Source organism: Paenibacillus mangrovi (assembly GCF_022898935.1).
Lineage (GTDB): Bacteria > Bacillota > Bacilli > Paenibacillales > Paenibacillaceae > Paenibacillus_AQ > Paenibacillus_AQ mangrovi.
Genome location: NZ_JALIRP010000007.1, coordinates 211,513 through 234,843, shown reverse-complemented (window position 1 = coordinate 234,843; position 23,331 = coordinate 211,513). Strand labels below are relative to the sequence as shown.

Below are 23,331 nucleotides of genomic sequence, written 5' to 3'. Positions count from 1 at the left end.
ATGGAAACAAAACAAGAGATTCCTACAAAATTAGCTGACCAAGCCAATATAGGAAATCAAACCAAACAGCACAAGGTTATTCTTACAATAACGATCCTTTACACCATTTTGATTTTATATTTTATGTTCCTGGGTTTCGGCCGAATAGGGGCATCAGAAGTCGTTCATGAATATACGTTCATCTATATTCCTGATGAATTTTTGAAATTTCCGAAAATGGCTGATTTTCAGCATTTTACGCTCATGGATTTAGTCGGATTGGGCAATCTTGTGGCATTTATACCATTCGGCATATTGATTCCTTTGTTGTATCGTATCCGATTTGTTAAATTTATTTCATTGTTCTTCTTATCCATTCTTGTCCTGGAAACCTTACAAATGCTCACTTTTCTCGGCAGCTTTGATATCAACGACGCCATTCAAAATTCAATCGGTGCTTCTATCGGTTATTGTGCATACAAAATCGGATTTCGTACCAAAGACGTTTGGAAAAATCTTGTTGTCGCAGGCACTTCCGTGGTTATCCTTTCGATAGCTGTACTGGGTTTATCCGAGATCATAGACAGAAGTTTTTTCACGAAAATAGAAGGACCGGACCAGGCATTAAATGAATTGCGCGAAAAGACCGGAAATACTTCAATGAGTAAGGATCTGCAAAGTTTTATTATTGGAGGTGAGGAAGTTGTGCCCAAACTTAATGTTTACGGCAGTGAAGGCAAACAAATTAAAAAATACACTTACATGATGGGAAATAAAGAGATCATAATATCTGGACATTGCGGTATTCCCGATCATATGGATGATGATGGTGCAGTAACATTTTCATGGGATGGGAACGAGTTCTCTCTTTCTGATGTGTGTCGTCCTACCGAGAATGAGAAGAATCAACCACATGATTTCCAGGTTCCACTGAATAGAGTCCATGAATTAACAATCACGGTTGAGGGCAATGAAAAATTGTGGGATGTTACATTTAAAAAGATGAAATATTGGTGGAACTGACGCATAGATCCGAAAAGTGAGACTAAGAAAATTAAAAAAATGTTTACCTTCGGTCATTTTTTTTATATTATAATCAGTAATATATAAATGCGATGAAGAGACGAGTAAATAAATGAATTCTTTTACAGAGAGCTCCGTCCGCTGAAAAGGAGTAAAGAGTTGTTTATTGAATAAAGCCTCAGAGCAGCACTTCGGAACCGTGGATCAAGGGGATGACGTGCCAGGAGCTCCTGTTACAGAGCTATAGTATATGCATTTGCAATGCTGTACTTGATGAGGCTAATATGGCGACATATTGGCGAATCTAGGGTGGTACCACGAGCATACATATCTCGTCCCTGAGACTACGGTCTTAGGGGTGGGATTTTTTTGTTGTTACCCTTGGAGCCCGCGGTACGTATGTAAGTTAGGTACCATTTCAGATGGTTTGAATAGTTATCTAATAGAGGTTTTTGACTGATATTCTGTTTTGACGGATGACAGTCGATGCGACGAAACTTGATGCCATTTACGAAAGGATATGAGTACGTATGTCAGAAAAGCTTAAAGCAGGTATTGTCGGAGGAACAGGCATGGTTGGTCAGCGCTTTGTACAGCTGCTGGATGAGCATCCCTGGTTTGAGGTAACGGCCATTGCAGCCAGCAGCAGTTCAGCGGGCAAAACTTATGAGGAAGCTGTACAAAACAGATGGAAGATGTCTGGTTCCATTCCTGAAAAAGTGAAAAATATCGTCGTTCAGGATGCTTCGAAAGTTGAAGATGTCGCTTCTGATGTCGATTTTATTTTTTGCGCAGTTGATATGAAAAAGAATGAAATCCAAGCCTTAGAAGAAGCTTACGCCAAAACAGGCACGCCTGTTATTTCCAATAATTCAGCTCATCGCTGGACGCCTGACGTTCCGATGGTTATTCCGGAAATTAACCCTCAGCATATTGAAATCATTGCAGCTCAGAGAAAACGTCTTGGAACGAGCACTGGTTTTATCGCCGTGAAGCCGAACTGTTCCATTCAAAGCTATGTTCCTGCTCTTCATGCATTGCTCGATTTCAAACCGACAAAAGTAGTTGCTTCCACCTATCAAGCGATCTCTGGAGCTGGCAAGAACTTTACCGATTGGCCGGATATGCTGGATAATGTGATCCCATACATCGGCGGCGAGGAAGAAAAGAGCGAGCAGGAGCCGCTCCGCATCTGGGGCAGCATCTCAAATGGTGAAATTGTGAAAGCAAGCTCGCCTCTGATTACGACACAGTGCATTCGCGTTCCTGTAACGGATGGCCATCTGGCTACCGTATTCGCATCGTTCGAGAACAAGCCTTCGAAAGAAGAAATCATTGAGCGCTGGCGCCAATTCCAAGGTCGTCCGCAGGAACTGGGTCTACCAAGCGCGCCAAAGCAGTTCATTACGTATTTTGAAGAAGAAAACAGACCTCAGACGAAACTGGATCGTGACATTGAGCGCGGTATGGGCGTTTCGGTAGGAAGATTGCGCGAGGATTCCATCTACGATTATAAGTTTGTAGGATTGTCGCATAATACATTGCGCGGTGCCGCAGGTGGTGCTGTCCTGATCGCCGAACTGCTTAAAGCTGAAGGGTACATTCAGGCGAAATAAAACACGGATGTTCAAGAGGTTTTCCGGCCCGTACCGGAAAGCCTCTTTTTCTTTGCTCGAGTAAAATGGTCAAACAGCAACAAATGTATATAAAAGTCAAGAAGAATCTCTTCTGAATTAAGGAACGTTGCACTTATGATAAACAGTAAATATGGAAAGAGGGTGATGCTTTGATGATCATTGAATATCCGGAGTAAGAGCGGAAACGTTCATTGCCATTTCACTCAAGGAAAAGAGGATGAGAAAATGAAAACTGGACAACGGATGAAACAAGGATTTGCGTATTTATTAACGTTTGTACTTTTATTTTCGATCGTTTTTTCTTCGCATCAACCCGCTGCATATGCCGATGAAAGCACAGACCAACCGGTCAACTTGGAGGAGCCTGCAGCTGATATTCCTACGGATATTCAGAATACGGATACAGACACAGCGCAAATTGAAACCGCTTTAGGGGGTGGGGCGGAAAACTATGCCCTAAAGAAGCCCGTTAAGGTATCAGGCAATGAGGTAGATTATGGTCTTTTTCCGGAATATGCCGTTGATGGCAACATGGGTACACGCTGGTCATCTGACAAAACCGACGATCAGTGGTTTATCGTGGACTTGGGCGAGCAGAAGGACATTGGCCAAGTCGTCATCCATTGGCAAACGCCAGCTAAAACGTACAAAATCTACACTTCTACAGATGGAGAAAACTGGATCAATATCAAAGAAAATGATGGAATAATTGTGTGCAGCGGGGGAAAGGATGTTCTTGATTTTCCTTCAAGAAAGGCCCAATATGTTAAGTTTCAAGGGGTGGAAAGAGCGCCCGTCGAAGGCATCTATTACGGGTATTCTTTTTACGAGTTCCAAGTGTTCAAGGAGGATAACGTCGCGAAAATTATCAATGGCATTACAGGGCTGCAGCCGGTTGACAAAGGTCAAACTGAGCTTGTGCTGCCTGCGGTTCCGGTAGGATATCGAGTGTCCGTATTTGGCAGTGATGCACTCCCGGTTATCGATAAAGAAGCCATTATTCATCCGCCATTAGTGGATCGTAAAGTCCATGTCATATTGCAGGTGCAGAATGAAGCGAATCCTAATGAAAAAGGAATCACGCCCTCCTTTGAGGTCACGGTTCCCGGATTACATACGCAAACAGCGGATCTGAATCCGGAGCCCAAGGTTATTCCTTCCTTGCGGGAATGGGTAGGGAAAAGCGGCCAGTTTACGTTAACCTCTTCTTCAAAGATCGTCTATCATGACGAGGTGCTGCAGACAACGGCGAATATACTGAAAGATGATCTGAAGGACATCGCTGGGCTGGAGCTGGAGACCATTCAAGGCGCACCTTCTACCGGAGATCTCTATTTATCTCTTGATGCTTCCCAGAACTATTTGGGAGTAGAAGGTTATGTACTGAATGTGGATGATTATGTATCGATCACGGCACCAGCTGAAAAAGGAGTCCTATGGGGAACCAGGTCCGTACTTCAGATCTTGAAGCAAGATGCCGGGCACAATCAGCTTCCCAAAGGGATATCGCATGACTATCCCAAATATGAAACCCGCGGTCTGATGATTGACGTGGCACGGAAATTTTATACTATCGATTTTTTGCGTGAGTATGTCAAAATGATGTCATGGTATAAGATGACGGATCTGCAAATTCATTTGAATGATGATGTCGGCTCTCCTTTCCCGGACGGCAAACGGTCTGCATTCCGGCTGGAAAGCGAACGTTATCCAGGTCTTGCGAGTAAGGAACATTACACCAAGCAGGAATTCCGGGATTTACAGCGGTTAGGCCGTGATTACGGCATTAACATTATTCCCGAGATCGATACGCCGGGTCATTCACGCGCTTTCACATCTTATGATCCATCGCTTGGAAAAGACAGTTTTCTGGACATTACGAAGCCGGCTGCCACCGAGTTCATCACCAATCTTTTTGATGAATATATAGACGGATACGGAACCGACGCCGAACCTACCTTCTTGGGACCAGATGTCCATATCGGGACGGATGAGTATGCAGGCGGATCCAGTGAAAATTTCCGTAAGTACATGGATACACTGATCCGGCATATCAATGACAAGGGAAAACATCCATACGTATGGGGCGGTCTAAAGCAATTTGCCGGGACGACGCCTGTTAGCAATCAAGCAACGATGGCGATCTGGTATGAGCCTTACGAGGGACCGCAGCAGGCTATGGATGAAGGATACGATATCATAAACACGGATACGAACTATATGTACCTTGTACCGCGGCTGTACCGAGATTATTTGAATACTCCTCTGCTTTATAAGGAATGGGAGCCTGTAAAATGGCTGGGGGTGACACTGCCTTACGGTCTTCCGCAGTTAAAAGGTGGAATGCTTGCATTATGGAATGATATCTCTTACGAATCCGGCTTATCGATGGATGATTCCCACGCGAGATTGCTTCCTGCGATGCAGGTTCTTTCGGAAAAAATGTGGCAAGGAACCCGGGAAGGAGCCGACTACAATGAATTCATGAGAGCGGCTTCAGACATTGGTGACGCTCCCAATACGGATCTGTCTCACCGCATCAAAGTCGATAATCCAGAAGGAAACGTCATCAACTATGCTTTCGAGGACGGCTTTAAGGATACTTCCGCCAATCAATGGGATGGAAAAGCTACGAATGTGACTTTAAGTGAGGGCAAATATGGAAAAGGCGCTCAGTTCCATGGAGGGGAAAGTTATATTCAAACTCCGCTCAGCCCGCTTTGGTTTGGCTGGACGGTATCCATGTGGATCAAACCGGATGCAGACAATCCGGATGATGCCGTATTAATGGAATCCCCGAATGGTACAATCAAGCTGAAACAGGGGAACACCGGGAAGCTGGGATTCTCCAAAGAAGGATACGACAGCGTGTTTAACTATACAGTCCCGCCCAACCAATGGACGCATATTCTGTTGACAGGGGATCAGATCGGTGTATCACTGTATGTGAATGGAAATGAGTATGTGGAGAAGCTGGGACAGCCCGTACCGAAGATTCAAACCCTAGTGCTGCCTGCGGGCATCATTGGAAGCAAGACCCATGCTTTCAAAGGAGCGATCGATAATCTTCAAATCTATAATCAATACACGCCGCTGCTTGACGTTAACAACTATGCCTTGAACGCAGCTGCGGAATCTTCCCCTTTGGAAGCGGACGTATTAACACCTGACAAAGCCGTTGACGGCAATCTTTCCACCCGCTGGTCCAGCGCGTATGATGACGCCTCGTGGATGATCGTGGATCTTGGAAAGACCCAAAAAATCAACAAGGTTACGATTGCCTGGGAGACACAAGCGGAAAAATACAAGATTTTAGTGTCCAATGATAAGCAAAGCTGGACCAACGTGAAGCCAAATGACGAAATCTTAAGGTCGAACGCGAAATTGGATACAGTCGATTTTGAACCAGTTCAAGCTAGATACGTTAAATTTCAAGGCGTAGAGAGACGGCCGGTAGGCGATACCAAATACGGCTATTCGATTTGGGAACTGGAAGTATACGGCGATGATCAGATGGTTGCTTACAATGAACTGATCCATCAAGCCGAGAAAGGGCTGGCTACAGGAAAAGGTGATCCGGCCATACGCAGTCAACTTCTTGCCCTGCTTAACCGGTACCCTTATCATTTTGAGAAAGTTACCGACCAACTGCAGGATCTGGTTACCCGCTTAAAGACTTCTATGGATCTGCCACCGACGAATCCGGGAGATCCAGGTGGAGGGTCTTCCGGCAGTGGAGGAAACACGAATGTCTCCAGTGGTGGTAGTTCCCCGGCTCTAAATGAGGCTGAAATTTCCTTGCAGGCAGGAGCAGCAGGTACGTTAAAGTTAAATGATCAATTGATCATCCAAATCCCGACAGGTGCAGCTAAAGAAGCCACATATTTACGTGTGCGGAGGATGGAAGATGCGTCTGCAATCTTAAATGACAAAGCTTCTGTCATTAGTCCCGTGTTTGAAATGACCAAAACCACGGAGGGCAGCTTCGAAAAACCAATCCAGCTTTCGTTATCCTTTAACAGCGATAAGCTTGGAAGGAACCAAAAAGCATCGATCTTCACCTATGATCAGAGACAAAAGAAATGGATCGAAGTCGGTGGTAAGGTATCCGGTAAACAGATTAGCGTAGACGTACTGAACGTTGGAATTTATGCAGTATTCGCGGTAGACGTTCAACCTTCTCTGTCAGTAATCGCATTCCCGGACATTCAGAATCACTGGGCTGCAGTCGACATTGAAAAAGCCGTTCAGAAGGGGATCGTAAACGGCTATCCGGACGGAACCTTCCGGCCCAATGGTGCAGTGACGCGGGCAGAATTTGCAGCCATGCTGGTAAGAGCTCTCAAGTTGCAGGGCAGCGGCGGCTCAGTAACATTTTCTGATAAAGACGATATTGGAGCATGGGCCAAGACAGCTGTAGCGCATGCGGTTGAGTCAGGAATTATTAACGGCTACGAAGACGGTACCTTCCGGCCCAATGCATCCATTAATCGTGGAGAAATGGTCTCCATGGTTGCCCGTGCCTTGAAGCTGAACATTGATGGAGGAGCAAAAACCACTTTTGCTGATGACCATTCCATCCCTGTGTGGGCAAAAGGTGCAGCAAATGCCGCAGTAAAACAAGGAATCATCCAAGGCCGAAGCGGGAACCTGTTTGCAGCGAGTGAAACGGCTACCCGGGCAGAGTCGGTCACTATTTTATTAAAAGCTGCCGACTTCTTGGCCCATTGAGCTGAAACATGGGTGTGTGATGGAGAGTCGTAGATGGACATCCGTTCATCTGCGGCTTTTTAGTGAGCAAAAGGATGAGAGTGAAAAGGTTGGCACCTCGTAATCTTATGGATTGAAATCAGGGATTTCCGGTTTAATTTTAGCTGTTTTAGAATGATCAACAATTTTATAGAGCTTTATATATGACAATGCACTTAAACAAGCAAACAGTAGCATGATACTAAATACGCCTATAGGCGAAATCCATTCCGATAAGAATACAGTTATAGGTGCTAAAAATCTTCCAATCGAAAACTGCAACCTGGATGCCCCCATATATTTACCTCTCGCATGTTCAGGAGCGTATTCCGCAATAAAATTATCTAGAACAGGGGCTCTAACAATTTCTCCAAAAGTAAAAATAATCGTAAGTACAAATAAAATCCATATGTTGGTAGTAAATCCGAATAAAAATATTCCGAGCCCCGCAAGAAATGCGGAGAGTATAAAGACATTCCGATCCGTCCAGTGTGACAACCACTTCGTTATAGGAATCACAAATATTACAAACAAAAGTCCGTTTAAGCCGAGAATCCACCCTAAAATTTCATTGCTACTGAGTGAAATTCGTAGGTTATTCCAATGAATCAGATCTTGGGTTGGTACATAGTTGGTTACATAAATGGCAAGATACAAGTCCAACTGCATTATCGTTATTACGGAAAGTGCTCCTCCTAAAATATATAATAAGAAAGCTTTATCACGAAAAATGGTTCCATATCCGCTCCACTCCTCTTTAAATGCATTTCTGAAGCTTTTTACCTCTAGACGTTTTTGATCATAATTCGGCATGGATTCATGGATTTTAAGATAGATCGCTATCGAATATAAAAACATCACAAGAGCGCAAACCCATAGCAATGTACTGCGATAATGAAAGAAGAGAAATGCCCCGAGTGCAGGACCTAACACCGCACCTATATTATTAGCAGTAACAAAAGTCGCAAAAATTTGCTTTCTTTCATGAGGTGGAGTTAAATCAGCAACCATTGCGCTACTGGCTGGACCGTATAAAGCACCGCCTAAACCGATACCAATAAAGGATATATAACTAATCCAAATATGATCTGATACAGCAAATGAAACAAACATGATTGTTTGAATAGAGACACCCAGTAACATTACAGGCCTTCGCCCTAACTTATCTGCCAAGTAACCGCCAATGATACTTCCAAACATGGATATTAGGGGAGGGACTGTCATCAATATACCTGCAATGTGTTTACCTAAAGCTTGGCTAAAGTAAATGGTTATAAAGGGAAAGTACATCCAATACAGCAAATTGAATAGAGTTTCTCCGCCTAACCTTATCTTTAAGTTTAAATCCCATGAACGTATTTTCATTTGATTACCTCACTTTAATGTTTTCCGCGGTAAGCAAAATATTAATAAGAAATCAGTGAAAAATATAGACTGTTATTAAATTTTGTTTTATACTAATAATGTAAAAATTGGTTAATCCCTATTTTTAATTCAAATGCCCCAAAAACGGAACGTACGTTCCGTTTTTTTTGTTCCTCAGCATCTCCTCTTAGTCAACACCACATTAAATTGTTCGCATAATGAACGTACTCCTTATTTCTCGATGATACGCATGAATAAATTTGATCTTCACTACATAACCGTACAGTGTTGTTCATAGTTAAGCTATGAAAGGCGATGAGCGATTGAAACGTATCGTTTGGTTGGGATGCATGGCGTATTTTATGGTCGGACTTGCAACGGTTGTATTTGGCGCTTTATTACCGGAAATGCTGCGGGACTACGGCCTAGGTTACAGCAGCGGCGGTCAGTTAGTTTTCGCACAATTTGCAGGTTTTTTCATCGGAGTCAATTTGGCGCCAAGATTGTCAACGCGTCTGGGTTACCAGAAGACGATATGTATTGGAATGCTTAGTTTGATTTTCGTCCATGCGCTCCTGCTTTGCCATCCGTACTGGTTCGTGGTCTTAGGACTTGCGGTATTGAACGGCTTCGGCTTTGGGATGACTCAAACGGCAATTGGAACCTTCTTGCTCGAAGCTGTTGATCAAAACGGAGCTATTATGATGAGCAGGCTTGAGGTTGCCTTTGGAATAGGGGCCTTGTTCATGCCTTTAGCTTCCGGATTATTCATTGCTCAGCACAGCTGGATTTGGTCGTTTGCCGTCGTGGTACTTTTTGCAATCATTAACCTGGTATTGTGGAGCAATAAGTTCGTTAATCATCTTAACCATCTCCCTGGAGTGTCACAGTATAGCCTGGCAAAGAAGCAGGAAAACGATGTAATCACCGCGAAGACCCAATTATCCAAGCTCGCTTTCTTTATCGCTTTTGTATTCCTCTATGTTGGCATTGAAACGAGCATCGTGAACTTTTTACCATCTCTATTTGTACAGCATCTTGGGTTAGGATCGTCGGAAGCTACGCTTTCCGTTACGTTTTTTTGGATCTCTATGGTCATTGGCCGCTTATTTTCTGGATATATTGCCGAGAAGATTAACTATTATAGATATTTGTTTTTCAGTACGGTAGGCGCAGCCCTGTTCCTGGTTTGCATCGCGTTAGCGAAAGGAACGGCTGTCTCTTTTGCCATGGTCTTCATGATCGGACTTTTCTTATCGGGTATTTTTGCAATATTGATCGTCTTTGCCAATCGGGTATTCGCAGGAAATACGAAACAAATCACGAGCATTCTGATTGCATCTGGAGGAGTGGGAGGTGCCTTGCTTCCCTTAGTGATCGGATGGAGTTTGGAGCGGTATCAAGCAACAGTCACCATTTGGGTCATTGTCGGCTGCACTTTGCTGTTACTTGGCTGCTTGTTTAGAATACGTAAGATTGAAAAAGAGAGGACTAAAGTAAATCAAAGATACAATAATCATGATCGGATACTGGAGAAGCATTCGAACTTGAACCTATAATGAAACCAAAAGAGAGCAGGGAGGACTAGAAATTGAAGCCAATACATAGCAAACCCGTGTTCCATTTTATTTCACATACGCATTGGGACAGGGAATGGTATTTGACGTTTGAACAATTCCGCTTCCGGCTTGTGCAGCTAATCGATCATTTACTGGAGCTGTTAGATTCAACTCCGGAATTTCGTTATTTTCATTTGGATGCGCAAACGATCATATTTGAAGACTATTTGGCCATCAGACCTCATAAAAGAGCACAACTGGAGCGTTATGTACGTGAGGGCCGAATCTTAACGGGTCCCTGGTATGTCCAAAACGATGTGTTCCTGACAAGTGGGGAGTCGACCATTCGCAACTTGATGGAAGGCATACGCTACGCCCGCTCGATAGGTGGAGAGATGAAAAACGGGTATTTTCCTGATCATTTTGGACTCATCGGACAGATGCCCCAAATTCTACTAGGGGTTGGAATTGATAATACCGTTTTTGGTCGGGGATACGATATCCATAAGCACGGCAGCCCGCATTTTTTCTGGAGTGCTCCTGACGGTTCTGAGGTATCAGCAATTTATATGGCGAATTGGTACAATAACGCACAGCGCTTGCCGACCGAGACGAAGGATTTATTGAAAACGTTCGAAATGATCAAAGACAAAGCGTTCGCCGTTACGGAATTCCCTCATTATCTCATGATGAACGGTGTCGATCATTTGGAAGCTCAGGAGGATCTGCCTGAGGCACTCCATATTTTGCGGAACCATTATGATAACGACTATGAATTTGTACATGATTCTTTGCCTCGATATATAGATATAATTCGCCGCTTTATGCTCGAAAACCGGGATGCCTTTCCTGTTGTCTCACATGAACTAAGGGAAGGCAACGATCAATCCGTACTTGCAAGTACGCTCTCAAGCAGGGTCTATATTAAACAGGCGGATGCAGAATGTCATGATCTCATCGAAAAATGGCTGGAGCCCGTATCGAGCTGGTGTTCCATGTTAAACCTGGATCCCTATGACAACGATTATATGACTTATCTGTGGAAGCTATGGATGCAGAATCACCCGCATGACAGCATTTGCGGTTGCAGCCACGATGATGTCCATGCACATATGATGAGCCGCTATGCCTCCATTCGGGAGGCCGGGGAAGCGATTTTGGATCAGAAGCTTGAGATTCTGGCTAGACAGATTGATCGGCAAAGGTTCAAACAAGAGGATCAGAAATTGCTAATTGTGAACACATCCCAATCTGCTGAACGCCATGTTGTTCAAACGGAGCTTTACTTTATCCGAGAGGAGAAGGTGAACCAATTCTCCATAGAAGACGAACAGGGGAGATCAGTACCTTACCGGATTATACAAGAGGCTGACAGTCGCATCCGGACTTTAAGTCCGATTAACTTGCCGAATAGCTTTGATTGCAAAAAAGTAGTCATCGAGTGGACGCCGACGGTACCCGCGTTAGGGTATGCAGTTTATGCGGTCCGGCCCCATCAGGAGGGCATCGTTATTCAAGATCAATTCCGCCAGTCTCCTATCTTAGAGAATGAGTATTTACGGGCCGAATTTATGCCAAATGGTTCTTTCCGTCTCTTGGACAAGGTAAATAACCAATGGCATGATCAGCTTGGCATGTGGGAGGAGCAAGGGGATCAAGGTAATCTGTATGTATTCAGGGCAGCAGATGAAGCGAAGAGATTTTCAGATGATGTTCAGTTTTCAACGGTCATTTCCAACGACCTCTATGAAGCCGTATCTTACCGCTTTACATGGAATTTGCCTGAAGGTTTAGATATTATGACCCGAACAAGAATACCGAACCTTGTACCTTGTGAATGTTCCGCATCTTTTCAGCTGGACAAATTCTCAAAGCAAATGAGCATTAAAATACAAATCAATAACCACGCCAGAAATCATCGAATCAGATATATCTTTTCATCAGGTCAAACCATGAAAACAAGTATTGCCGGAGGGCAATTTGATATGGTGACGCGTCTTCCGGGTGCGGATGAAGAGTGGGCAAGAAATGCGTATATCCATCCGTTCTGGAAAATGGTTGCTGCGGATTATGGTGAGTATGGTTTGGCTTGTTATGCGAAAGGGCTTCATGAATATGAAATGGTTCAGCAAGGGCAAGAACTCGCGGTCACGTTAATCCGTGGGGTACACGCCATTCATTTTAGTGAAATTCCACTAGATGTGGATGATCAAATCCAGGGCCAGTGTTTAGGTATTCATTCGTTTGATTTAGCTGTACGGCCCATTGCTATGGAGTCAGCTTCACATCTGTATAAAGAGGCCGAATTGTTTCATCAGGGCTTAAAGCAGAAGGTGCTGCCAATGGATGAACTGAAATGGTCCAGCGGACGTCCGTGGGTACAGGACACAGAGATTCAATCCCAATTTACACGAGTGGATCCGAACGAGAACAAACCGCCTCTGCCATTATCAGCGAAAATGTTTGATATTCAAGGGGATGTTATTCTATCCGCTTTAAAAGGTTCAGAGGATGGTCATGGGCTTGTGCTGCGGAATTATAACGCGGAGACTGAACCTGCACAGGTCAGTATTCGCTGCTATCAAAATATGAAATCCGCATTTGAAACCGATTTGCTGGAACAGGTGACGGAGGAAATCGAACTGCGGGAAGGGGCTTTGCATGTGCATTGCCTTCCTAAAAAAATCCAAACGTTCAAACTCGGATTTTAGAAGCATTCCAGGTGAAAACATAGCAATGTATGGAACAAACAAGTCTGTGATAGCACGGGCTTGTTTTGTTTTTGTATGAGGTGGAACCATATTGGATTTTCTTAATGATTTTCGTTTTCATATATAACTTTTTGATTAATTGAACGTTTTTTACAGTGAAACAATTTCATACAGTTATATTGTTTCCTACCACTACAAATCAAACTTAGGAGTGAAAGAAGAATGAAAAAGGCGAAGATTTTCATCGCAGCGATGACCGTAATAGCCGCATTTTCAGGATTAACCAAGCACAGTTATGCTTCTTCATTCACGATCGAAAAGAATGTACCGGTATTGCTGCAAATCAACGAATTTGATGTGCTGTATACTTTTCCGAAACAGCCTTACCTCGATGAAAATCATCGCCTGATGATCCCTTTGCGCGCAGTAAGCGAGCTAATCGGTGCCAAAGTAAGTTACGACTCGGCATCAAAAACAGCTTCCATCCAATTGAACGACAAAGTATTAAAGATTACAGCCGGATCCAAGGATATTGAAGTCAATAACGTTGCAAAAACAATTGATACCATTCCGGTCATGTATAAACAGTCTTTGTTTATTCCGGTGCGTGCACTAATTGATCATTTAAATCTTCAAGCGAAAGTAGATCCCAAGACAGGATTGGTGCATCTTGAAAGTGAATTATTAGACAAGTATCAAATGATCGAACTCATGAAAGAATCTGATCTTTCTAGCGATTCCATTGAAGATAATTATGCCATTCTTCCTCTTCGTTACGATTTAACTTTAAGTGGGGCAACGAAAGGGGAATTACAAAACGGTTCGATCGCTATGACTGCACAAAATGTAACCGGCAAAGCCATTGCCCAAGGAAAAGAAGATCTTCACATCATCTTTATGTTTGAACATGCTTTCCAAATGGAAGCCGACTGGAACACTACGGATCAGAATAATGAACGACCACGGCCAGCTCTCCATAAGGATCAAACATTCAACAGGGTAGAGAAATTTACGGCCAGTAATTATGATGAAAAATTAAAATATATTTTGGCTGTAGGAAGAATTTTTAAATAAAATATGGCTCGAAAGTGTTGCTTGAAGGTCTACCGATTTTGATCTTTTTGCCTCTACTTATGTACAGATTCCTGAAGCGAATGGACATCATTAAATGAAAATTACAAATTTCTAAGGGGAATTATGTGTCGTGAATCAATGACAAATAAATCCCCTTATTCAATTTGTCATTAATCTTTTACTCTAGTTGATTATGAAATGGTAAAAGTGAGTATTACAATGTAAAAATGCGTATGTTGTCTGATATTTCCTCCTCCCAATATAATGAAGACAAAGAAACCGGTTTCTTTCATAAATAGCAAATGAAAAGTAGGGGGATCTTTGCCATGAAGAAGAGATTGTTAAAAATGGGCTTGTCCATTGCACTCGTATCTGCATTGAGTTTCATGACAGCTTGCGGCGGTAATTCGTCAAATCAGCCACAGGGAGAAACGTCTGCGCCGACTGAAAAAACGGGGGAAACTCCTACCGACCCGATGGCTAAGTATGATCCGCCAATTGAATTGACAACGATACGTTCCGTTAGCAACATTAAGTTTGATGAAGGTGAATCCATCGATAAGAATGCGGTTTACGATGCCTATGAGAAGGATCTCGGCATTAAAATCAAGAACAGCTGGGTTTCCGACAAGTATTCGGAAAAGCTCAAAATCAGCATTGCCTCGAATAACATTCCGGACTTTTTCCGTGTCTCAGCTAGTGAACTGCAAGAGTTACAGGAAGCAGATATGATTGCGGACGTAACGGATATATTCGATAAATATGCAACTCCGAAGACGAAGGAATGGTTCAATCTTGACGGAGGGCGCCAGTTAAGCACCGCTACGTTCGATAACCGACTAATGGCTTTCCCTGCTACAGACAATCCTTATAACTCTTCCAGCTATTTGTGGATTCGCAAGGACTGGCTGGAGAAGCTTGGCTTACCTAAGCCGCAGACGATGCAGGACGTGATCAAGATCGCCGAAGAATTCACAAAACAGGATCCTAGTGGAACCGGCAAGACCTATGCTTTCGCTCTTAACAGTGACTATATTAATGGCGGAGCATATGATCTGCAAGGCTTCTTCAACGGGTACCATGCCTATCCGGGCATATGGGTCAAAGATTCCTCAGGCAAGTTGATGTTTGGAACCATCATGCCGGAAATGAAGCAGGCACTCAAGCAACTCCAGGATATGTACAAAGCGGGAATGATCGATCCCGAATTTGCCGTTAAAGATCAGGATAAGGAAAACGAGCTTGTCGTTGCGGGCAAAATAGGCATAGCATATGGGGCGTTCTGGCAGAGCATTTGGCCTCTTCAATCAGCTGCAGTACAGAATGGGAAGCTTGCTCAAGATTGGGAAGCTTATCCAATTGTGTCAATTGACGATAATCCAGCGAAGACCGCCACAGGTATCGGTGTAGACTCTTATTTCGTTGTATCCAAAAAGGCGAAGCATCCTGAAGCCGTGATGAAGATTATCAATAAGTGGATTGAGATCCAAACTAGTTCGAGGGATGATAATAAAGTGTACATGTTCGGAAAATCGGAGGTTGATAAGAGCGCGTTGCTATGGAAGATCAATCCAACCGTATTTTTCGCCCAAGATGAGAATCTTCCTGCTGGAAAACTGCTTCCAAAAGCAATCGAAGCGAAAGACCCGTCGCTGCTCGGAACGAACCCTGAAATCAATTTACGTTACAAGCGCGTACAGCAATATTTGGCGGGAGACCTGAATATGTGGAACGAATGGGCGATCTCCAAGCCAGGCGGATCGTTTGCGATCATGAATCAGTATGACCAGGAGAAACGGTACCAGGTAGATGAGTTTTATGGAACCTTGACACCGGCTATGCTCGAGATGAAAGGAATACTGGGAGAAAAAACGAAGGAAACCTTCACCAAAATCATTATGAACAAAGTATCGGTGGACGAATTCGATAAATTCGTAGAGGAATGGAAAAAGCTTGGCGGCGAACAAATGACCAAGGAAGCCAATGAATGGTATGAAACAGTAAAGAAATAGGGCGGAAAGAAGTGCTCGGGAAGCGAATAAGATTCGCATTCAGAGCACTTCAATCCATCATGGACATTCTATAAACGGAGGTTTCTTAAGACATGCTGAAGTTTCTACGAAATGAACGGTTGCCTTTACATCTCATGCTGCTGCCAAGTTTGGCGATATTGGCTGTCTATAGCTACTGGCCGATGGCGGGGATTGTGATCGCTTTTGAGAAGTATATTCCCACTAAAGGAATATTCGGATCTCCTTGGGTAGGTTGGAGAAATTTTGAGTATTTGTTCAATCTACCGGATACAAAGAGAGTCTTCGTAAATACACTGTTGATCGCATCGATGAAAATAATCGCAGGTCTCATCGTACCAATTTTCGTTGCATTACTTTTGAATGAAGTAAGAAAAACGATGTTTAAAAGAACGTTTCAAACCCTTGTTTATTTGCCTCATTTTCTTTCCTGGGTTATTTTAGGCGGGATTCTGATCGATCTGTTGTCTCCGTCAAACGGATTAGTCAATCAAACCCTCGGAATATTCGGTGTTCAACCGATTTTTTTTCTTGGAGACAATAACTGGTTTCGGTTTATTCTCGTGTCGTCCGATGTTTGGAAAGAATTCGGATTCAGCACGATCGTGTATTTAGCGGCGTTAACGGGTATTAACCCTACTTTATACGAAGCTGCAAGCATCGATGGAGCCAATCGGATTCGCCAGATGTGGCATGTAACGCTGCCGGGGATTATGCCCATTGCCATTTTAATGGTGACGCTTAGTATCGGGAATGTTCTGAATGCGGGCTTCGATCAAATTTTTAACTTGTATAGTCCGCCCGTATATGAAAGCGGCGATATCATCGACACGCTTGTCTATCGTCTTGGCATTTTACAATCCCAATACGGACTTGCTACGGCAGTTGGACTGCTGAAGTCCACCGTCTCCTTAATTATGATTGCTTGTTCTTATTTTATGGCTTACCGTTTTGCCAACTACCGTATTTTCTAACCCGGAGGGGAGTACAATCATGGTTTCCCACGCTTCTATAAGCAGAAAAATATTCGTTGTCTGCAACTACGTCTTTTTGATGGCGCTTTCTCTTCTCTGTGTGTTGCCGCTCGTCCATATTTTTGCGGTATCGCTAAGTTCAGGGGCTGCGGCTTCGGCCGGAATTGTGAAGCTCTGGCCTGTCGAATTTACAACGGCAGCATATCAGAATATATTTGATAAGCCCCAATACTTTACTGCCTTTTGGGTATCCGTCAAACGTGTACTGCTGGGAACGGGAATCAATTTGCTGCTGACAATTACGGCTGCTTATCCGTTATCGAAAGATTCATCCTATTTTCGTCCCCGGACCGTATATGTCTGGATATTCGTTATTACGATGTTATTTAGTGGCGGACTGATTCCATGGTTTATGACGATCAAGGCAACGGGGCTAATGGATTCGATCTGGGCGCTTGTCCTTCCATCGGCTGTGCCTGTATTTAATGTCATTTTACTTCTTAATTTTTTCCGCAGTTTGCCGAAGGAGCTGGAAGAATCGGCCCGTATAGATGGAGCAGGACATTTTATGATTTTGTGGAAATTTTATGTTCCGCTCTCGCTTCCTGCTTTGGCAACGATTACACTATTCAGTATGGTAGGACATTGGAACAGCTGGTTTGATGGGTTAATTCTGATGAATAACCCGGACAACTACCCGTTGCAAACCTTTCTGCAAACCATCGTGATTAGCAAAGATCCGCGTTTTTTATCGGCTCAGGAAGCGGAGCTGCTGCTGCAAATGTCCGATCGTACAAGTACTGCCGCTCAAATCTATGTTGCAGCCCTGCCGATTTTGCTCGTATATCCTTTCCTGCAGCGTTTCTTCGTAAAAGGGATTGTCATGGGCAGTGTCAAAGAATAATAGACAACGAGAATTTTGATGTATGAAACAAGGAGAGTGATTATTGGTGCATGGAATCCGCAGATCGTCACCGATTTTTTTGCGGCTTATATTAGCCTTTATCATGATATTGACTCCTTTGTTTCTCATCATGCTTACATTCGTCAATAACGGGAAAGAAGATCTGAAGAATAAAATTTCGGAGTCGATCCTGGCCAGCAATATGAACGTCCTGCATTTGTTGGAAATTGAGAGCGAACGGATTCTACGGCTGCTGCCGGAGTTCGTATTGGATAAAGATCTGCTGATATTGGCTGCAAATGGCAATGAATTGGACGACTATGAGAAAGTCGAGAAAATACAGTCGATTCAACGAAGACTCAAGCTTGTGAAGCAATCGAGTCCGTTTATTTCAGAGGTGAAGACCTATATTCCTTCCATTAACCGGACCATCTCGAGCTCGGAGTATTTTACCTCTATCAATGCTCCGGAATATGAGGCTATGGTGAAGTTGTACACCCATGAAGGATCCTTGGTTTCCTGGGACGGGCGTCTATGGATTCGTTTCCGATACGGAGGTGCTCAGAATAATCGTCCGCTATTTGTGCAAAGTGTGGAGCTTTCCTTGCCTGAACTTCGGAATCTGTTATCTGACACCCCTCAATCGGTAGGGATAAGCACGGAGCTTGCCGGTTTTTTTGAGGGATCATTCGTCTCCACTGGAATTGACCCGAAACGTACCATATGGCTGCAAAACCATCTTCATCAATGGAAAGCTACTGAGGGAATCGAGTATGTTACTTACCAAAAAGAACGATATATGCTTGCGTATCGTCTGTCTCCAACACTGGGGATGTACATGGTAACTTTTATCCCGGAAAGCAGCTTGCTGGGGGAATTGAGAAAGTACGAAATAAAGCTGTGGATACTCTTTGCCGTGTCGCTCATATTGATCGTCCTCTTTTCTTACTCGATCTACCGTATCATTCACAAGCCGCTTAAAAAACTGGTCATCGCGTTCAAGCGTACGAAGACGGGTCAACTGCAGCCGATCGAGGTACCGCGTCGCAATGATGAATTTGCTTATTTATATCAAGGCTATAATGATATGGTCGAAAGATTGGACGAGCTCATCTCGGAAGTGTATCACCAGAAAATTATCAGTCAGCGCCATGAATTAAAGCGGTTGCAATCACAAATTAATCCACACTTTCTATATAATTGTCTGTTCGTTCTAAATCAGCTGATTTTATCGGAAGATATTGAGACCGCTTACCGTTTCTCGTTATCAGTCGGGCAGTACTTTCAACTTATGACACGGGACGGTGCCGATGAAATACCGTTAGTAACCGAAATGAACCATAGCCAGACGTATGTGAACATTCAAAAAATATGTTTTATGGACCGCGTTGACGTTACTTTTCCGGAGCAAATTTCGTTCAGTCAATCATTGGCCGTACCGAGATTAATTGTACAGCCTGTCATTGAAAATGCGTATAAATATGCGTTCAGCAATAAACATTCCGGCGGCAAGCTCTTCATTCATGTGAACGAAGATGATACCCACATCATGATCCATGTTGAGGATAACGGCGATTTGTTGACGGATGATGACATCTCTCAGTTGCAAGAACAGGTTCTACGCACACCAGGTACTAACGAAGATATATCGGGTCTAAACAATGTACACAGACGCATCCGGATCAAGTTTGGACCAGACAGTGGAATTAAGCTCGGTAGATCTGGTTTGGGCGGCTTATGGGTACGACTTCGATTTAAAAAAGAGCCTATTCCTGAATTAAGGGGAGATTGAATTTGCATCGTCTGTTAATCGTAGATGACGTTCCGATTATTGTCGATCATTTATCTGAAACGCTTCTGGAGGAAGTACAGCTTGATGTTGAAGTATATAAAGCATATTCAGGCATGCAAGCGCTTGAAATCCTCATGAAAAATAAAATCGACATCGTCCTGTCCGATATCAAGATGCCTCATATGGAAGGGATCGAATTGCTGCAAGAGATTAAAGTGCAGTGGCCGAGCTGCAAAGTCATCTTTTTGACCAGTTATAACGATTTTGATTATGTGCAAAGCGCGCTGAGTCTGGGTGCGTTCGACTACATATTGAAAACAGAAGAGCAGTCCAAAATTGTTCAAGTCGTATCAAGGGCCATTCAATCGATCGAGGAAGAATTTACAGCGAAGAAGCTAGTCGAAAAAGCAGAACGGCACATGAAGTTAGCCATCCCAATGCTGCAGAAGGAGTACATGATGGCGCTGCTGCATGGAAAATCGAAAAATCATGCTCGCATCGAAAAAGATTTTGCTGAGATAGGTATGCCTCTGCATAGCCGCTTTCCTGTTTATCTACTTATTGCACGCATTGACAGCTGGCGCAATATCTCGATGAGACCCGAGCAGGATCTGCTAATCTTCGCCGTACAGAACATCATGGAGGAATGCCTAGGCGAGGGTGCGAAATTTATATCGGTCGTGTACGAACAATCCAAAATGATATGCTTCATCCAGCCCAAAAAATCAGAAGCGTTCCTTACTGAAGACGAAGTATGGCAGCGTACGTTCTATTTCGTTAAAGGAATACTTGAAACGATACAGAACGCGTGCCGGGATTTGCTGCGATTGCCCGTTTCTTTCGTTTTAAGCGATCAGCCCTGCGAATGGACTGGGATCTCCGAAAAGTTCGACCGGTTCCTGTCACTGTTGGCGCAAGAAATCGGTTTACAATGTGAAGTGTTATTGGTTGAAGGTAATCATTCTCCCATATCGGAGATGGAGACCGCAAGCGCGAATAAAGTAATCGGATTCTCGCTGCTAAGGAAATTTCAGCTCATGAACTTCCATCTTGAAAATGGAGGAGAAGAGCAATTTACGATTGTACTGAAGGAAGTTCTGGGCAGTCTCGCGGAAGACGAATGCAATGATTACCTCAAAATGGAAATTTATCATTCCCTTGCATCGATCTTCATGTCTTATATGAACAGGCATGGTCTCATGCGCAAAGTGGTTGAGCAGGTGCCGATCGACAAGCTGTTCGACACAAGCAATATTATTTCGTGGGTGGAATTGATTGAATATTTCAAGCGATTGGCGGAATGTATATTCGATTGCCAAAACAACGATAAGGATAAAAGTTCGCATATTATCATCGATAAGGTGCGCGAATATGTTCATGCAAATATCGCCGGCAATATATCACTAACAGACCTTGCCGAACAAGTTCATTTGAATGCTTCTTATTTATCACGCTTGTATAAAAACGTGACAGGTATCGGCATATCCGAGTATATTGCTTCGGTTCGCAACGAAGAAGCAAAAAAGCTGTTAAAGGAAACGAACATGAAAACCCAGGATATCGCTAAAGCGGTGGGCTATCTATCTGGGCTTGCCTTTACCCGTTTTTTCAAGAAGTGTAACGATGTTACCCCGCAAGAGTATCGCAACGGGAAATAGAGACCACCCGAGTAACTAAGAGGAGGATAAAATTATGATTATATCTATGGATCAGTTTGGTGCAAAGCCTGAACAAGGCTTCGATAATACGCTCGCCGTCATGTCCGCACTGGAATATTGCAGGGAAATAGAAGGCGCTGAGCTTGTTTTTCCGCAAGGCAGATATCATTTTTGGCCTGATAAAGCAGCAGAGAAGCAGTTGTTCATTTCGAACCATGATCAGGAGGGATTGCGTCGAATCGCTTTTCAACTAACAGATCATAACGGGATTACGATCGATGGCCAAGGCTCGGAATTTATCTTTCATGGTCCGATGATTCCCTTCGTGATCGATCACTGCCGTAATGCAACGATTCGGAATATTGTAATCGATTGGGAAAACCCTATGTTTGCCCAAGGAACGGTTATCCGCGCTGACGATGATTCATTTGATTTACAATTACCGGAAGGGACGAACTATAAAATCGAAAACGATGGTGTTTGGTTTAATTTTGGCGGGAAAACTGAAAAGGTGTGGGGACTCAACGAATTCGATCCTCGAACCAAAGCGCCTGCCTACCAAAGCGGCGATAGAATAAGCTGGGGCAATTATCGGAAGGTGCGTATCGAAGAATCGCGTCCAGGTGTTATTACGTATCGAGGCAAGAATATACAGCTTCCGCAGATCGGCAACGTCATCGTCATGCGATTCAGTAGAAGAGAGAATCCGGCTTTTTTCGTTAATGGCGGGGAGAACGTCATCTTGGATTCCATTAACATCCATCATGCGCCGGGGATGGGACTGCTTGCACAATGGTGCAGGAATATACGCCTGCATAAATTCAACGTCATGCGTAGACCCGGATCAGATCGTATGGTAACTGCGACGGCAGATGCCACTCACTTTGTATTTTGCCGCGGCCAGATCACGATCGACCAATGTCTATTGGAGAATCAATTGGACGATCCATGCAATGTGCACGGTATTTATGCTAGAATCACCGAAAAGCTTGGCGAAGATCAGCTTATGGTCGAACTCGCTCATGGGATGTCCAAGGGGATCAAAATCGCTGAACCCGGGGACCTCATCGAATTCGTACGACGCGACTCCCTATTGCCGTATGCAAACTTAAGGGCTAAAAATGTGAAAGTATTGAATAAAGATTATATTATCGTTACATTTGATCAGCCGCTGCCAGATGATGTTCATATCCATGATGTCATCGGGAATAGATCATCGAATCCCGATCTAACTGTCACGCATTCCACAGTAAGGGCGAACCGCGCACGAGGCTTTTTGATCACCACAGCTGGTAGCGTACTGCTTGAGCATAATAAAATCAGCACACCTGGAGCAGGCATCAAAATATCCGGCGATGCAAACTATTGGTTCGAGTCTGGTGACGTGAAGCAGGTCATGATTCGCAACAATGAATTTATGGATTGCAATTATTGCTGCCCAGATTGGGGGCGTGCCGTCATCGATATCGATCCCGAAATCGAAAACCCGGAAGCATACGAGCAATGTTATCATCGTAATATTTCTATTGAAAATAATCGATTCGTTACATTCGATGTCGGAATCGTAAGCGGCCATTCGGTCGACGGGATCCGCTTCGTCAACAATGTCATCGAAACAAGCGACTCTTATCCACCGCATCATGTCATGAAATACCCAATAGAGCTTAAGGCGTGTAAGAATGTTACGATATCCGACAATCAATGGCCGAACGACTCGAAAGCCATCGGTTTGGTTAACGATAGTGAGATCAAAATAACGTAGACAATTCTATGGAATACGACAGGGATGCAGGCCCACTAGGTAGGATATTGACGAACACAGGTGAATACTGTAAAAATATATATTGTTGTATATCATAAATGGACATTCGCAACT

The 23,331-nt window shown here is 43.7% G+C and carries 13 protein-coding genes and 1 other annotated feature; of the genes, 12 read left to right on the top strand and 1 reads right to left on the bottom strand.

Annotation, left to right across the window (positions count from 1 at the left end; translation table 11 throughout):
- From MUG84_RS18175 to MUG84_RS18165, 3 genes are all read left to right on the top strand, one after another.
- Positions 1 to 1,002, top strand: a complete 1,002-nt coding sequence (locus MUG84_RS18175; RefSeq protein ID WP_244727339.1) for a VanZ family protein — start codon at positions 1 to 3, stop codon at positions 1,000 to 1,002.
- 83 nt (positions 1,003 to 1,085) lie between these two features.
- Positions 1,086 to 1,345 (top strand) — a binding site (T-box leader).
- 187 nt (positions 1,346 to 1,532) lie between these two features.
- The gene (gene asd / locus MUG84_RS18170) at positions 1,533 to 2,618 is read left to right on the top strand and encodes an aspartate-semialdehyde dehydrogenase (RefSeq protein ID WP_244727337.1); all 1,086 of its coding nucleotides are present in this window, start codon (positions 1,533 to 1,535) and stop codon (positions 2,616 to 2,618) included.
- A 246-nt stretch (positions 2,619 to 2,864) separates the two neighbouring features.
- Positions 2,865 to 7,370 (top strand): discoidin domain-containing protein, encoded by a 4,506-nt coding sequence (locus MUG84_RS18165; RefSeq protein WP_244727333.1) that lies wholly within the window; start codon positions 2,865 to 2,867, stop codon positions 7,368 to 7,370.
- 105 nt (positions 7,371 to 7,475) lie between these two features.
- Here the strand turns inward: MUG84_RS18165 and MUG84_RS18160 are convergent, their stop codons facing one another.
- Positions 7,476 to 8,753 (bottom strand): MDR family MFS transporter, encoded by a 1,278-nt coding sequence (locus tag MUG84_RS18160; protein WP_244727329.1) that lies wholly within the window; start codon positions 8,751 to 8,753, stop codon positions 7,476 to 7,478.
- A 323-nt stretch (positions 8,754 to 9,076) separates the two neighbouring features.
- Here MUG84_RS18160 and MUG84_RS18155 point away from each other — a divergent pair, with 323 nt between their 5' ends.
- The 9 genes from MUG84_RS18155 to MUG84_RS18115 all read left to right on the top strand — a co-directional run bounded on the left by MUG84_RS18155 (position 9,077) and on the right by MUG84_RS18115 (position 23,217).
- Entirely contained in the window at positions 9,077 to 10,312 is a 1,236-nt protein-coding gene (locus tag MUG84_RS18155) for an MFS transporter (protein ID WP_244727327.1), read from the top strand.
- Positions 10,313 to 10,344: 32 nt separating this feature from the next.
- Positions 10,345 to 13,023 (top strand): glycoside hydrolase family 38 N-terminal domain-containing protein, encoded by a 2,679-nt coding sequence (locus MUG84_RS18150; RefSeq protein WP_244727325.1) that lies wholly within the window; start codon positions 10,345 to 10,347, stop codon positions 13,021 to 13,023.
- Between the two features lie 222 nt (positions 13,024 to 13,245).
- Positions 13,246 to 14,097: a copper amine oxidase N-terminal domain-containing protein gene (locus tag MUG84_RS18145; RefSeq protein WP_244727324.1), complete on the top strand. Its 852-nt coding sequence runs from the start codon at positions 13,246 to 13,248 to the stop codon at positions 14,095 to 14,097.
- Between the two features lie 326 nt (positions 14,098 to 14,423).
- Positions 14,424 to 16,109: an extracellular solute-binding protein gene (locus tag MUG84_RS18140; RefSeq protein WP_244727322.1), complete on the top strand. Its 1,686-nt coding sequence runs from the start codon at positions 14,424 to 14,426 to the stop codon at positions 16,107 to 16,109.
- A gap of 92 nt (positions 16,110 to 16,201) precedes the next feature.
- Positions 16,202 to 17,101 carry an ABC transporter permease gene (locus tag MUG84_RS18135; RefSeq protein ID WP_244727321.1) on the top strand — a complete coding sequence of 300 codons (900 nt, stop codon included), beginning with the start codon at positions 16,202 to 16,204 and terminating at the stop codon, positions 17,099 to 17,101.
- 19 nt (positions 17,102 to 17,120) lie between these two features.
- Positions 17,121 to 18,005, top strand: coding sequence for a carbohydrate ABC transporter permease (locus tag MUG84_RS18130; RefSeq protein ID WP_244727319.1), 885 nt, complete (start codon positions 17,121 to 17,123; stop codon positions 18,003 to 18,005).
- A gap of 46 nt (positions 18,006 to 18,051) precedes the next feature.
- Positions 18,052 to 19,797 carry a sensor histidine kinase gene (locus tag MUG84_RS18125; RefSeq protein ID WP_244727604.1) on the top strand — a complete coding sequence of 582 codons (1,746 nt, stop codon included), beginning with the start codon at positions 18,052 to 18,054 and terminating at the stop codon, positions 19,795 to 19,797.
- A gap of 2 nt (positions 19,798 to 19,799) precedes the next feature.
- On the top strand, positions 19,800 to 21,455 hold the full coding sequence (locus MUG84_RS18120) for a response regulator (protein ID WP_244727317.1): 1,656 nt from the start codon (positions 19,800 to 19,802) through the stop codon (positions 21,453 to 21,455).
- Positions 21,456 to 21,489: 34 nt separating this feature from the next.
- Complete coding sequence (locus tag MUG84_RS18115; protein WP_244727315.1) at positions 21,490 to 23,217, top strand: alpha-1,3-galactosidase-related protein; 1,728 nt, start codon at positions 21,490 to 21,492, stop codon at positions 23,215 to 23,217.
- The last annotated feature ends 114 nt before the right edge of the window (positions 23,218 to 23,331 follow it).